Source organism: Sphingobacterium sp. NPDC055346, assembly GCF_053645235.1.
The window spans coordinates 229,201-242,247 of record NZ_JBSHMI010000003.1; the positions used below are offsets into that span (position 1 = coordinate 229,201).

Consider the following 13,047-nt stretch of genomic DNA (forward strand, 5'->3'; position numbering starts at 1 on the left):
TTAACCGTTAAAATAATTAAGTTATGAGAAAATTAATAGTTTTTTGTGGCCTTTGTGCTTTGTTCCTGAGCAGTTGCGGACTTAAGGGATCTGGTGAAGTCGTAAAAGGGCCTCAATTGTTGACCGTGGAGTTTGTAGGTCAACAAGATTCTGTCCTTCAGAATAGCAAAGGAAAAGTGAAATTATTTGCCGTACCAGCAAATGTAGCCGATGTATCAGCTACCATGATAGATGAAGTAGACTTTGAGGCAGCAGAAGTGCCCTTTACCGTGGATTTTGAAATCCCAATGGACCATTTAACATTGATCAAACCAGAAGTACAAGAAGGAGATTCCATTAAATATTATGTTTCAATGGATTGGGATTCCAATGGCGATGGCCAAATTGATTCGATGGATATGTCAATTGATTTTGATAGACAGTTCCCTGATATCGATATCAACCAATTACACCAACAAGTCTTCCTTAAATAAGGGTTGTTGCATTCAAGAATTTTAGTTGTTTTTTAAATTTTTTAGTTAAGGATTTCCGAAAGGGAATCCTTTTTTTTGAACCAGGATGGGAAGGATGGGAGGATTGACCAAGATCTGGGAATGAACCAGGATGGAAAGGATGGGAGGATTGACCAAGATCTAAGGTTCCGCAGGAAGTTTCTTTAGCACACTGCTATTCTGAACGATCAGTGAAGAATCTGTAGACTGTTTTTTTTAAAAGATGCTGTCATTCTGCACCGAAGGTGCAGGAACTGTAGGCTATGTTGACTCAGGATCCCCTTCGACGCAACTCAGGCTTCGGATGGGGGTTCGACAGGCTCACCCACCGGCTTGACCAAGATCTAAGGTTCCGCAGGAAGTTTCTTTAGCACACTGCTATTCTGAACGATCAGTGAAGAATCTGTAGGCTTTTTTTTAAAAGATGCTGTCATTCTGCACCGAAGGTGCAGGAACTGTAGGCTATGTTGACCCAGGATCCCCTTCGACGCAACTCACCCAACGAGGATTAGAGGATGGGCCAAAATGATCATGGATAATTTATGCTCTTTGCCCATATACCCTATAATATACCTTTTAAATGCGCCCAAACGTTTTCTGCTAAGATTTGTTGTCCTTCCTTAGTGGGATGTACGCCATCACCTTGGTTCAGGGTTTGGATTCCGGCAACTTTGTCCAATAGGAAAGGTACTAAGGTCATGTTCTGCTCTTTGGCCAGTTTCGGGAATATTGCTGCGAAATCCTTGAAATATTGATCACCCATGCTTGGCGGAACCATCATCCCTGCAAGAACAAGCTTGCAATCTGGATATGCTTTTTTGACTTTGTTAACAATTTCGTTTAGGTTTTGGTAAGTGGCATCTGGTGAGATCCCACGTAGTCCATCATTGGCACCTAATTCAAGGACGAATACATCAATCTTATCTTTCAATAACCAATCAACCCTATCTTTTCCACCGGCTGAAGTTTCGCCGCTCAGACCTGCATTTATACAGGTATACCCTAAATTCAAAGAGTCAATTTTGCCTTGTATCAAGGCCGGAAATGCTTCCGACTGGTCATCTAACCCTAATCCTGCTGTCAAACTATTGCCGAAAAACAGGATGCGCTTGCTGCTTTCTGTTTTGGTCGTATCGAGCGTTGTACTATCAGAAGATGATGGAGATTTCTGCTGTGGGTTGGAGTTATTGCAAGATGCAAGTAAAAAAACAACGGAAACGGCTGATATTATAGATTTGATGTGATTCATAAGGCTAATTTAATTAAAAATAATATATAAATTTATTAGATATGTCATCTACTATGATCCTACAAGTTCAGCATGTCTTCAAGAATTACCAAATTGGAGACCATAAAATCCCAGTCTTAAATGATATCAATTTTGAAATAGAAGAAGGTTCCACCGTTTCTATTGTGGGACCGTCAGGCAGCGGCAAGACCACCTTGTTAGGTTTGTGCGCGGGTCTGGACCAAAGTTCGGAAGGGGATATCCTCCTAAATGGAATAAAATTAACCGGGCTGAGCGAGGATAAATTGGCTCAGGTAAGAAATGAACATGTTGGTTTTGTATTCCAAAATTTCCAATTGTTGCCTACGCTTACAGCATTGGAAAATGTATTGGTTCCGATGGAATTGCGGGGAATGAAGAATAAACAAAAGGATGCTTTGGAACTGTTGGACAAGGTAGGTCTATCTTCTCGTGCAGACCATTACCCTTCCCAGCTATCGGGTGGTGAACAACAACGGGTTTCCTTGGCGCGGGCATTTGCCAATAAACCTAAGATATTATTTGCAGACGAACCCACTGGAAACCTGGATGCAGAAACCAGCGCGATCATTGAAGACATGTTGTTTCAATTGAATAAAGAATCTGGGACTACTTTGGTTATCGTGACCCATGATCTGGACCTAGCGGCCAAAACACAAAAGATAATTCCAATTAAGGGAGGAAGGATCCAATGAATTGGCGCTGGATACTCTTAATGGCATGGCGGGATAGCCGGAAAAATAGATCGCGGTTATTCCTCTTTATATCTTCCATTATATTGGGGATAGCGGCCTTGGTTGCAATGAATTCCTTTAATGAAAATCTGAGGAAGGACATTGATTCGCAAGCTGCGGAATTGATCGGTGCGGATCTGGAACTGGAAAGCCGCAGGGAGCCTTCTTCAGAAGCCATGAAATTTATTGATTCCCTTAAGGGTATGAGTGAGGATTTTGCCAAGGAAGAAAGATTTATGTCCATGATCCGTTTTCCAAAGGCGGAGGGCTCCAGATTGGTGCAAGTACGTGCCATTGAAGGTCATTATCCTTTTTATGGTGAAGTGGAAACTAATCCTTCCGATAGCTATCGGGATTTTGGTACCAAGGCCGGTGTATATGTGGAGAATTCACTTTTGTTGCAATTTAACGCTGTGGTAAATGATTCCGTCCAACTTGGGAACAACAGTTATCCAATCTTAGGGAATGTGCTTTCCCAGCCTGGACAGGCTGCCATAGCAGGAGCCATGGCACCTTCGGTTTTTGTACCGATTGCCCAATTGAAGAATTCGGGCCTGCAACAGCAGGGAAGTCGAATTGAATACCATTATTATTTTAAATTGCCTAAAGGATTTGCTGTTGATAAGGAGGTTGAAAAATTAGATAAAAAGATTGAGGAGCTGCAGTTGAGGGCATCAACCATACAGACTACAAAAGAAAATACCGGTAGGTCTTTTGCCGACATGGCTAGCTTTATGGAATTGGTAGGATTTGTGGCCCTGTTGCTGGGCTGTATTGGCGTATCAAGTTCCGTTCAGATCTATGTTCGCGAAAAACTGCTTTCTGTTGCTGTGTTGAGATGTTTGGGTACAACAGCGAAGCAGGCCTTTTATATCTTTTTGGTTCAATTTGCAGGTATAGGGCTAATCGGAGGTATCATTGGAGCAGTTTTAGGCTCCTTGATCCAATATTTAATTCCCGTGGTCATGCAAGATGTCATACCAGTGAGCTTGACGACTGGTGTGTCCTGGCTTGCCATCTTAGAAGGCATTGGTTTAGGTGTCGTTATAGCAGTTTTATTTGCGCTGTTGCCACTTCTGGCCGTACGAAATATTTCTCCGCTGAACTCTATTCGGATTTCAGATAAAGAGGAAAGCATGTTTAAGGATAAGATGAGCTGGTGGGTGTACCTTTTGATCTTGATCTTTATTACCGGATTTGCCAGGCTTCAAATGGCAGATTGGATACAGACTTTAGTTTTTGTTGCAGGAGTAGGCATTACCTTTTTATTGCTTTACGGTGTAGCAAAGGCTTTCACATATCTTATCAGGAAATTCTTTCCGAAGGGATGGCCTTATCTCTGGCGACAGGGCTTGTCCAATCTTTACCGCCCTAATAACCAAACGGTGATCTTGATGATATCCATCGGTCTGGGAACGGCTCTGATCTCGACCATGTTTTTGGTGCAGGATCTATTGATCAATCGGGTGAAAATCTCTTCAGAACAGAGTCAGGCCAATATGCTGATGTTTGATATTCAGCCTTCGCAGCATGAATCGCTTTCTAAAATGGCGAAAGAGGAGGGCTATCCCATATTAGAAGCAGTACCTGTTGTTACCATGCAATTGCAGAGTGTCAATGGCGTGACTTTAAAGGATGTGGTTGCAGATACCAGCAGTGAAGTTTCTTCAAGAGCGTTTCGCGGGGAAATCCGTGCGACCTATCGCGATTCTTTGACCAAAACGGAAAGCATTACTTCCGGTAAATGGGTAGGGGTTGTGGGAAATAAGGATACCGCCTCGGTTTCTTTGGACCAGAATTATGCCGATAACATCAAGGTAAAGGTTGGAGATAGGTTGTCTTTCAATGTTCAGGGATTGATCATTCCTGCAAAGGTCAGTAGCATCAGACAAGTAGATTGGAATCGCTTCCAATCTAATTTTAGGGTTGTCTTTGCCAAGGGAAGCATCGATCAAGCACCCCAGTTTTATCTGATGATGACTAAGGTGCCTACAGAAATAGAATCCAGTAAATTTCAACAGAAGATCGTCAATAATTTCCCGAATGTTTCCGTAATCGATATGAATGCTGTTTTAACGGTACTGCAGGAAATTCTAGATAAAATTGGGTTTATCATCCAATTTATGGGGGCTTTCAGTATCCTGACAGGAATCATCGTTTTGATATCTTCGGTGCGGATCAGCAAGTTTCAGCGGATTCGCGAAAATGTGCTTTTGCGTACATTAGGCGCAAGCAGAAAGCAGATCTATCTCATTACCATCAGTGAGTACCTGTTTTTAGGATTGCTTTCTGCCTTAACGGGTATAATAATTTCACTTCTAGCGAGTTATTTATTAGCTATTTTTGTTTTTGAAAGTGTATTTGTGCCATCTATTGGTATGATCGCTTTGTTGTTGGTGCTGATTGTGGGATTGACTGTTCTGATCGGATTGATCAACAGCTTGTCAGTCATCAATCGTTCTCCTTTAGAAGCTTTGCGAAAAGAATAAGGTATTTACCGAAAATATTGTAACAATATGTTAAATTTACACACTAACAAATTGAATTTAGATTATGAAAAAATTATTCACAATGCTGTTTGTACTTTTGGGTATGATAAGTACTAAAGCTCAGGTTGCTGGTGATTGGAAGGGAGAACTTGAGGTCCAAGGGGCCAAAATGGAGTTAATCTTTCACATCAGTGACAAAGACGGAAATTTAGCGGCAACCATGGATGTCCCTGCTCAAGGAGCATCAGGATTGCCCATGTCGACCGTAAAGTTCGAGAACAATAAGCTTAATCTGGCGATGGAGCAACCAGCTTTATCCTATGAAGGAGAACTTAAAGGGGAATATCTCGAAGGAATATTTAAGCAATCAGGAATGGAATTTCCATTGAAATTGGCTAAGACCAAGATCAGCAAACCCGGAGATCCAAGTTTAGTTTCAACAGACGCTGAATTGGCGAAATTGATAGAACTGGGGAATGGTAATTACAAGTACAAGGTAGAAGATTATTTTGCCAAACCAAAATCCTCTAGTTTTGCCTTGTCGCCGAATGGAAAATACATCTCTTATCGCGAAAAAGACGCCAACAACAAACGCCATGTAATGGTAAAGGAGGTCGCTACTGGTAAAGTGGTCAGAGCGATAGAAGAGAAAGATGAATTGATCCGTGGTATGGGCTGGGTGAATGATGAACGTTTGGTCTACATTATGGATCAAGGAGGAAATGAGAATTACCATCTGTATGCTGTCAATATTGATGGTACGAAGAATATTGACCTTACACCATTTGAAGGCGTTCAAGCAGGAATCCTGAATATGCTGAAGGAACAAAAGGATGTAATCATTATCCAAATGAACAAGGATAACAAGCAAGTTTTTGAACCGTACAAGGTCAATGTGCAGACCGGTGAAATGGAAAAGCTTTTTACCAATACGGATCCTGAGAATGCTATTGTAGGTTATGAATTTGATAAAGATGGAAACTTACGCGGCTATGCCAAGATGCAAAATGGAGTAAATACCCAATTTTTCTATAAACCTCAGGGAAAAACGGAGTTTGAATTGTTTGGCACAACGAAATGGTATGATACTTTTTCAGTATTGTCATTTAATTATGCCTCTAAAAATCCAGACGAGGCCTATGTGTTAACTAATTTGGATTCGGACAAGGCTAGGATCGTCCTGTATGATCTAGGTCAGAAAAAGTTGATCAAGGAAGTGTATTCCAATCCAGATTATGATGCTACCATACTAGGGCTATCCAGGAATAGAAATTGGGAGTTGGACTATGTGGGTTATGAGGGTGAGAAAGTGGAGATTGAACCCAAGAGTGAAACTTTCAAAGGGATCTATTCCCTGTTCCAGAAGGAATTCCCGAATTATGAATATTCCATAGTTGGGAAGACAGATAAGGAGGATCAATATTTAGTGGTTGTGCAGAGCGATAAGCTGTACGGAAAATACTACCATTTAGATGCTGGAACTAAAAAGATCACTTTACTTTATGATCTGATGCCGCAATTGAAGGAAGCAGATATGGCTGAGATGCGTCCGATTTCTTTTAAATCAAGGGATGGGCTGACATTGCACGGTTATCTAACCTTACCTAAAGAAGCCTTGGATGGAAAGAAAGTTCCATTGATCGTCAATCCACATGGAGGGCCACAAGGAGTTCGTGATAGTTGGGGGTTCAATCCTGAAGCACAATTATTTGCTGCTCATGGATTTGCGACATTGCAAGTCAACTTCCGGGTGTCAGGAGGCTACGGTAAGGATTTTTTAAAGGCCGGTTTCAAGGAAATTGGTAGAAAAGCTATGGATGATGTGGAAGATGGTATTAAATACGTCATTGATCAGGGCCAGATTGATAAGGATAATGTGGCTATCTATGGTGGTTCGCATGGAGGATATGCCGTATTAAGAGGACTGACCAAGACACCGGATCTATATAAAGCGGGAGTTGATTATGTCGGGGTGTCCAATATCTTTACCTTAATGAATTCCATTCCAGAATATTGGAAACCTTATAAAGAAATGCTCTATCAGGTTTGGTATGATCTTGATGATCCAAAAGAAGCGGAAATTGCTAAAGAAGTTTCTCCAATATTCCATGTAGATAAAATAAAGGCCCCATTATTTGTGGTTCAGGGAGCGAATGACCCGAGGGTGAAAATTGCGGAGGCGGATCAAATTGTAAAGGCTTTGCGTGAAAAGGGTGTTGATGTACCTTATATGGTGAAGTATGATGAAGGTCATGGGTTTGGAAAAGAGGAAAATCAGATAGAATTCTATAAAGCCATGATGGGCTTTTTCCACAAACATTTAAATTAATCTGTTGTTATATAAGCGTATAGCTCCTAAATTTAGGAGCTATACTTATTTTATTCGGTTATGAAAATCCTAAACGCTGATCAGTTGAAAATTGTAGACCAGGAAACCATCCAAAATGAAGGGATCAATTCTTGGGAACTCATGGAGCGTGCTTCTAGCATAGTCAGCACGGCAATCTTGGATGATTATTTTGATGTCATCAAGGAACTGCCCATTGCCATCGTTTGTGGAAAGGGCAATAATGGTGGTGATGGATTAGCTATTGCGAGGCAATTGATGGATTCAGGCTACGATGTAGAAGTTCGGTTATTGAAGTCGGATCATTATACGGCCGACAATCAGTTGAACCAAGATAAATTGGACAACATACAGTATTTCGATTTAGATGATGACCTCGATCTTCCCATAGAAGGATTTTTAATAGACTGTTTATTTGGGTATGGATTGAGTGCAACTCTTTCTGATGAATGGCGAGGAGTCATTGAACAGATGAATGATTTTCAAGGCAGGATAATATCGGTTGATATGCCCTCTGGCTTAATGCTGGATGCTGTTGGTCAATTTGAAGACCTTATTGTCCGTGCCAGCAAGGTCTACACCTTCCAGTTTCCTAAATTGGCACTGTTACTTCCTCAGAATTCCATTTTTGTAGGAGAATTCGAAGTCCTGGACATCGGCTTGGATGAGAATTCTATCCTGAAGCAAAGTACATCAAATCGCTATGTTGAAGCAGGAATGCTTGATATCTTATTGCGTTCCAGGTCAAGGTATTCGCATAAGGGTACCTTTGGACATGTAGCAATTGTTGGAGGAAGTTTGGGGAAAATGGGAGCAGTTTTAATGGCTACAAAGGCTGCCCTAAAATCTGGTTGTGGTCTGGTAACTGCTTATATCCCGAAATGTGGCTACAATGTTTTGCAGATCGGTTTTCCAGAAGCTATGGTCTTATTGGATTCATCGGAAGAAAAGTTAGTTGACTTCCAAGTTCAGGGTGAGTTTTCTGCATATGGGGTTGGTATTGGGATGGGAAAGGATGAAGAAACCGTTCGCGGTTTTGGAATATGGTTGCAATCTCTTGCTGAGGACAGTAAAATGGTTTTGGATGCGGATGCCCTAAACATCATCGCTGAAAATGAACATCTGTTGAAGCACCTACCTATTAATACTATTCTGACCCCGCACCCTAAGGAATTAAGACGCTTGATTGGAGAATGGGAGAATGATTTGGAGAAATTGGATAAAGTGAAAGCATTTTGCAGTGAAAACCAAGTGATTTTGGTCATCAAAGGAGCAAACACGGCTATTGTGAATCCTGCTGCTGAGGTTTATTTCAATTCTACCGGTAATCCTGGTATGGCAACTGGAGGAACTGGTGATGTATTGACCGGTATTATCAGTAGTTTGCTTGCCCAAGGTTATAATGCCTTAGATGCAGCTGTTCTCGGGGTTTATATTCATGGTTCTGCAGGTGATTTTGCGAAAGATTGGGTAGGTGAGACCAGTTTGATTGCATCTGATCTGATCGATCATTTGGCCTCTGCCTTTATGAATCTCTTGAATGAAAGTGAGTAAATATGAAATTCAAATGATAGCATTGGACTAGAGGCTAATTTAGGTCCGGTAAAATATCCTTATCTTTATCCAATGCAAGTTCACATCAAAAATATGGTATGTCCTCGCTGCGTTATGGCAGTTGAACAGATCTTGAAAAGGATGGATGTTCCATTTGGTGATGTGAGTATTGGTTCCATTAACTTAAGCAGACCCTTTACAGACGCAGAACGTATTCTATTTGATCAAGAGCTCAAGTTGATTGGATTTGAAGTATTAAAGGATAGGAAACAGATTTTAGTCGAAGAGATAAAAATAGCGCTCTCAGAGATGTTGAAGGCGGAGGAGTCAATGTCAATCAAAACGTCGAGTTATCTATCAGAAAGGTTCAATCTGGAATATTCCTATCTGAGTAGTGCGTTTTCCGAAGTCCAAGGGGAGAGTATCGAAAAATATTTAATCAACCTAAAGGTTGAAAAGGTTAAAGAGCTGTTGAGCTATGATGCCACTTTGGCGGAGATAGCGGCACAACTGCAATACAGCAGTATCGCTCATTTGAGCAACCAATTTAAAAAGACGACCGGGGTTAGCCCTTCTGTTTATAAGAAACAGTTGATCTAATCTTGAAATTTAAATAAAACAGAAAAGCCCGCAAATTGCGGGCTTTCTGTTTTTGTTCAATTGTTATTTAAGGTTATCACGGTAAACTGTAGCTTTTTTAACTTCAGTTTGGATGTCTTTACGAGAAGCATCGTAAGTCAATACTTTCTCATAGTCTGTAATAGCTTTGTTGTACGCGTCAGTAGCTGTTGCTTTATTGTAGTTAGCCGCACCTTTAGTACCTGTAAGGATTCCTAGATCGCGGTAAGCAATAGCACGGTTTTGATATAATTTTGCGTCATTTGCATTGATAGCGATTGCTTTAGTATAGTCAGCTGTAGCAGATTTCAATAAAGCTTCACGTTCTTGGTTGCTCAATTTCAATTCTTTGTTTACTGCCATGTTGTTGTTCGCTTTTGCTTTGTAGTAGTAAGCAGAAGTGTTTTTGGCATCCAAGGAGATTACTTTGTTGAAATTAGCGATAGCTTTTTTGTAATCACCATTTTGGAATTGAGAGTAACCTAATAAATACACAACTTCAGGTTCGTTTCCAGCATTAGGTAATGCCTTTTCGAATTGAGTTGCTGCAGTTTTAAAATCACCGTCCAATAATGCTTTTTCACCAGCACGTACATTTGGATCGCTGTGTTGTTTTTCTTGTGCTTGTGCACCCATTGTAGCTAATGCCAAAGCAACAGTAGCTAACCCAATCTTAATCGTCTTCATCTGTGTATTCAAGTTATTTAATTTCATGTCTGAATTTTTATGTTGTTTTCCCTGTAAATTTCTATACTCCTACTAATAGAGTAAAAATCTGTTAAATAGTTTAACGCCGCAATCAATAGTTATAAACATTTCCACATTTTGTAACTTGCTTCTAAATATTGCAGAAATCTATACACAAAGGTGACAAAGAATGTGCTGATTACTGACGATTTAACAGATACAAATCAATAATAGCATAAAATGTACCAAATTTCGGACTTGGCACTTTGCTTGCACTATATGAGTTCATTAATTTTAAAATAAAAAATAGCTGATCGTCTGACAAGATGTCGGCAAGCTGGACATGTACATATGAACAAATTTGATTCATTCAATTTTAATCAAACGTTACCTATCATAAACGAAGAAACTGAATTCTTTCCCTTATTGACTCAACAAGATGAGGATGAAATGAGGAATGCAGAAATTCCCGATCAACTCCCGATTCTACCCCTTAGGAACACGGTTCTTTTTCCGGGTGTGGTGATCCCTATTACGGTTGGTCGAGATAAGTCTATTAAATTGGTAAAGGATGCCTATAAGGGTGATCGCACTATTGCTGTGGTATCGCAGAAAGATATGACGGTTGAGGATCCTACTTTTGAACAATTGAACAAAGTAGGGACTGTAGCCCATATCATCAAGATCCTTCAGATGCCTGATGGTAACACAACGGTGATCATTCAGGGTAAGCAGCGTGTGAAACTAAAGGAATTGGTTCAGACTGAGCCTTACCTGATCGCTCGTGTAGAGAAATTTCCGGAGGATAAACCAAAAACGAGCAGTAAAGAATTCAAGGCTTTGATCTCTTCTGTGAAGGAAATGGCTTTGCAGATTATTCAACTTTCGCCAAACCTACCAAGTGAAGCAGGAATTGCTATCAAGAATATCGAAAGTCCTACTTTCCTGGTGAACTTTATCTCTTCAAATCTTTCATTGGAGCTGGAGCAGAAACAAGACTTATTGGAAATCAAGGATTTTGTGAAGCGTGCTAAACAATTGTTGGAGCATTTGACGACTGAAATCCAGATGTTGGAGCTGAAGAATCAAATCCAAAATAAGGTGAGGATTGATTTAGACAAGCAGCAACGCGATTATTTCTTGAGCCAACAACTGAAGACCATTCAGGAGGAATTGGGAGGGAATACCCCGGACCTTGAAATCGAAGAACTGAAGAAAAGGGCAAAAGCGAAAAAATGGAGAGAGGATGTGGGCAAACATTTCCAAAAGGAATTGGAGAAATTGGCCCGTATCAATCCCGCTGCTGCTGATTATTCGGTGCAGTTGAACTATTTGGAATTGTTGTTGGATTTGCCATGGGGTGAATTTACCAAGGACAATTTCGATTTGGCTCGAGCAGAAAAGGTTTTGAACAAAGACCATTATGGTCTGGAAAAAGTGAAGCAACGTATCATTGAATATTTGGCTGTCTTGAAGCTGAAAAATGATATGAAAGCTCCAATCTTATGTTTGGTAGGGCCTCCAGGAGTTGGTAAGACTTCGTTGGGGAAATCTATTGCTAAAGCTTTAGGAAGAAAATATACCCGTATGGCCTTGGGAGGTATCCGTGATGAAGCGGAAATCAGGGGGCATCGAAAAACTTATATCGGCGCCATGCCTGGGCGTATCATTCAATCCTTGAAAAAAGCAGGTGCTTCAAACCCTGTGTTTGTTTTGGATGAGATTGATAAAATAGGTTCTGATTTTAAAGGTGATCCTTCTTCAGCTTTGTTGGAGGTTTTGGATCCTGAACAAAATACCCACTTCTACGATCATTATGTGGAAATGGAATATGATCTATCCAAAGTGATGTTCATTGCCACTGCCAATTCATTGAGCGGTGTGCAGCCTGCACTCTTGGACCGTATGGAGATTATTGAAGTCAATGGTTACACCATTGAGGAGAAGATTGAGATCGCCAAGAAACACTTGTTGCCTAAGCAGCGTGAAATGCACGGTATCCAAGCAAAAGACATTGCTCTGAAACCTAAGATGATTGAGAAAATCATTGAAGAATATACCCGTGAATCTGGTGTCCGTGGTCTGGAAAAGAAAATCGGTTCGATCGTACGCGGTATTGCAACGAGGATCGTGATGGAAAAACCGTATGATCATAACCTTTCGGCAGAGGATGTGGAGGAAATCTTAGGTCCACCAATCTTTGACAAGGACCTGTATGAGAACAATGATATCGCTGGGGTTGTAACTGGTTTAGCCTGGACTTCGGTTGGCGGTGATATCCTATTTATTGAATCTAGCTTGAGCCCGGGAAAAGGGAAGCTGAGCTTGACGGGTAACTTAGGTGACGTGATGAAAGAATCTGCTGCCATTGCAATGGCCTACCTACGCTCTCATGCTGATGAGTTTGGAATTGATTTTAAAGTCTTTGATCAATGGGATGTGAATATTCACGTGCCTGCCGGTGCTACACCTAAAGATGGACCATCTGCCGGCATCACCATGTTGACTGCCTTGGCATCCTTGTTTACCCAACATAAGGTAAAACCTAAATTGGCCATGACCGGTGAGATCACTCTTCGTGGCAAGGTATTGCCAGTAGGAGGGATCAAGGAGAAAATATTAGCGGCTAAGCGCGCAAACATCAAGGATATCATCTTGAGTAAGTCCAACCAAAAGGATATTTTGGAGATCAAGGAAGATTATATCAAAGACTTGAATTTCCATTATGTAAGCGAGATGCGTGAAGTGGTTAAATTGGCGCTACTGGATGAAAAAGTTAAGAACGCAAAACAATTAAATCGAGAGAATTACTAATTTATATTGCATAATATCTAAGGCACAATTAATTCAAAATTGTGCC

At 40.8% G+C, this 13,047-nt stretch carries 9 protein-coding genes; 7 read left to right on the plus strand and 2 right to left on the minus strand.

Annotation, left to right across the window (positions count from 1 at the left end):
- Nucleotides 1-23 precede the first annotated feature (23 nt).
- Nucleotides 24-473 (plus strand): hypothetical protein, encoded by a 450-nt coding sequence (locus ACWICE_RS07930; protein WP_454298038.1) that lies wholly within the window; start codon nucleotides 24-26, stop codon nucleotides 471-473.
- Between the two features lie 580 nt (nucleotides 474-1,053).
- Here ACWICE_RS07930 and ACWICE_RS07935 read toward each other — a convergent pair.
- A complete protein-coding gene (locus ACWICE_RS07935; RefSeq protein ID WP_254528304.1) occupies nucleotides 1,054-1,740 on the minus strand; it encodes an arylesterase in 687 nt (228 codons plus the stop codon).
- Between the two features lie 41 nt (nucleotides 1,741-1,781).
- Between ACWICE_RS07935 and ACWICE_RS07940 the strand changes: the two genes are divergently transcribed.
- The 5 genes from ACWICE_RS07940 (at nucleotide 1,782) to ACWICE_RS07960 (ending at nucleotide 9,482) form a co-directional block, all read left to right on the plus strand.
- Nucleotides 1,782-2,453, plus strand: coding sequence for an ABC transporter ATP-binding protein (locus tag ACWICE_RS07940; protein ID WP_185213618.1), 672 nt, complete (start codon nucleotides 1,782-1,784; stop codon nucleotides 2,451-2,453).
- Nucleotides 2,450-4,981: an ABC transporter permease gene (locus tag ACWICE_RS07945; RefSeq protein WP_454298039.1), complete on the plus strand. Its 2,532-nt coding sequence runs from the start codon at nucleotides 2,450-2,452 to the stop codon at nucleotides 4,979-4,981. The genes ACWICE_RS07940 and ACWICE_RS07945 overlap by 4 nt, the downstream gene beginning before the upstream one ends.
- A 64-nt stretch (nucleotides 4,982-5,045) precedes the next feature.
- Nucleotides 5,046-7,310 carry a prolyl oligopeptidase family serine peptidase gene (locus ACWICE_RS07950; RefSeq protein WP_454298040.1) on the plus strand — a complete coding sequence of 755 codons (2,265 nt, stop codon included), beginning with the start codon at nucleotides 5,046-5,048 and terminating at the stop codon, nucleotides 7,308-7,310.
- 60 nt (nucleotides 7,311-7,370) lie between these two features.
- On the plus strand, nucleotides 7,371-8,882 hold the full coding sequence (locus ACWICE_RS07955; protein WP_454298041.1) for an NAD(P)H-hydrate dehydratase: 1,512 nt from the start codon (nucleotides 7,371-7,373) through the stop codon (nucleotides 8,880-8,882).
- A gap of 72 nt (nucleotides 8,883-8,954) precedes the next feature.
- Nucleotides 8,955-9,482: a helix-turn-helix domain-containing protein gene (locus ACWICE_RS07960; RefSeq protein WP_185213622.1), complete on the plus strand. Its 528-nt coding sequence runs from the start codon at nucleotides 8,955-8,957 to the stop codon at nucleotides 9,480-9,482.
- Nucleotides 9,483-9,545: 63 nt separating this feature from the next.
- On the opposite strand, the gene ACWICE_RS07965 is transcribed toward ACWICE_RS07960, so the two are convergent.
- Complete coding sequence (locus ACWICE_RS07965) at nucleotides 9,546-10,214, minus strand: tetratricopeptide repeat protein (protein ID WP_093095065.1); 669 nt, start codon at nucleotides 10,212-10,214, stop codon at nucleotides 9,546-9,548.
- A 324-nt stretch (nucleotides 10,215-10,538) separates the two neighbouring features.
- On the opposite strand from ACWICE_RS07965, the gene lon reads away from it, so the two are divergent.
- A complete protein-coding gene (lon, locus tag ACWICE_RS07970; RefSeq protein ID WP_185213624.1) occupies nucleotides 10,539-13,001 on the plus strand; it encodes an endopeptidase La in 2,463 nt (820 codons plus the stop codon).
- Nucleotides 13,002-13,047: the final 46 nt, after the last annotated feature.

Bases quoted from the DNA above. Each gene is read 5' to 3' on its own strand.
- lon (WP_185213624.1), top strand. From the start codon at position 10,539: ATGAACAAATTTGATTCATTCAATTTTAATCAAACGTTACCTATCATA.
- ACWICE_RS07965 (WP_093095065.1), bottom strand. From the start codon at position 10,214: ATGAAATTAAATAACTTGAATACACAGATGAAGACGATTAAGATTGGG.
- ACWICE_RS07950 (WP_454298040.1), top strand. From the start codon at position 5,046: ATGAAAAAATTATTCACAATGCTGTTTGTACTTTTGGGTATGATAAGT.
- ACWICE_RS07960 (WP_185213622.1), top strand. From the start codon at position 8,955: ATGCAAGTTCACATCAAAAATATGGTATGTCCTCGCTGCGTTATGGCA.
- ACWICE_RS07935 (WP_254528304.1), bottom strand. From the start codon at position 1,740: ATGAATCACATCAAATCTATAATATCAGCCGTTTCCGTTGTTTTTTTA.
- ACWICE_RS07940 (WP_185213618.1), top strand. From the start codon at position 1,782: ATGTCATCTACTATGATCCTACAAGTTCAGCATGTCTTCAAGAATTAC.
- ACWICE_RS07955 (WP_454298041.1), top strand. From the start codon at position 7,371: ATGAAAATCCTAAACGCTGATCAGTTGAAAATTGTAGACCAGGAAACC.
- ACWICE_RS07930 (WP_454298038.1), top strand. From the start codon at position 24: ATGAGAAAATTAATAGTTTTTTGTGGCCTTTGTGCTTTGTTCCTGAGC.
- ACWICE_RS07945 (WP_454298039.1), top strand. From the start codon at position 2,450: ATGAATTGGCGCTGGATACTCTTAATGGCATGGCGGGATAGCCGGAAA.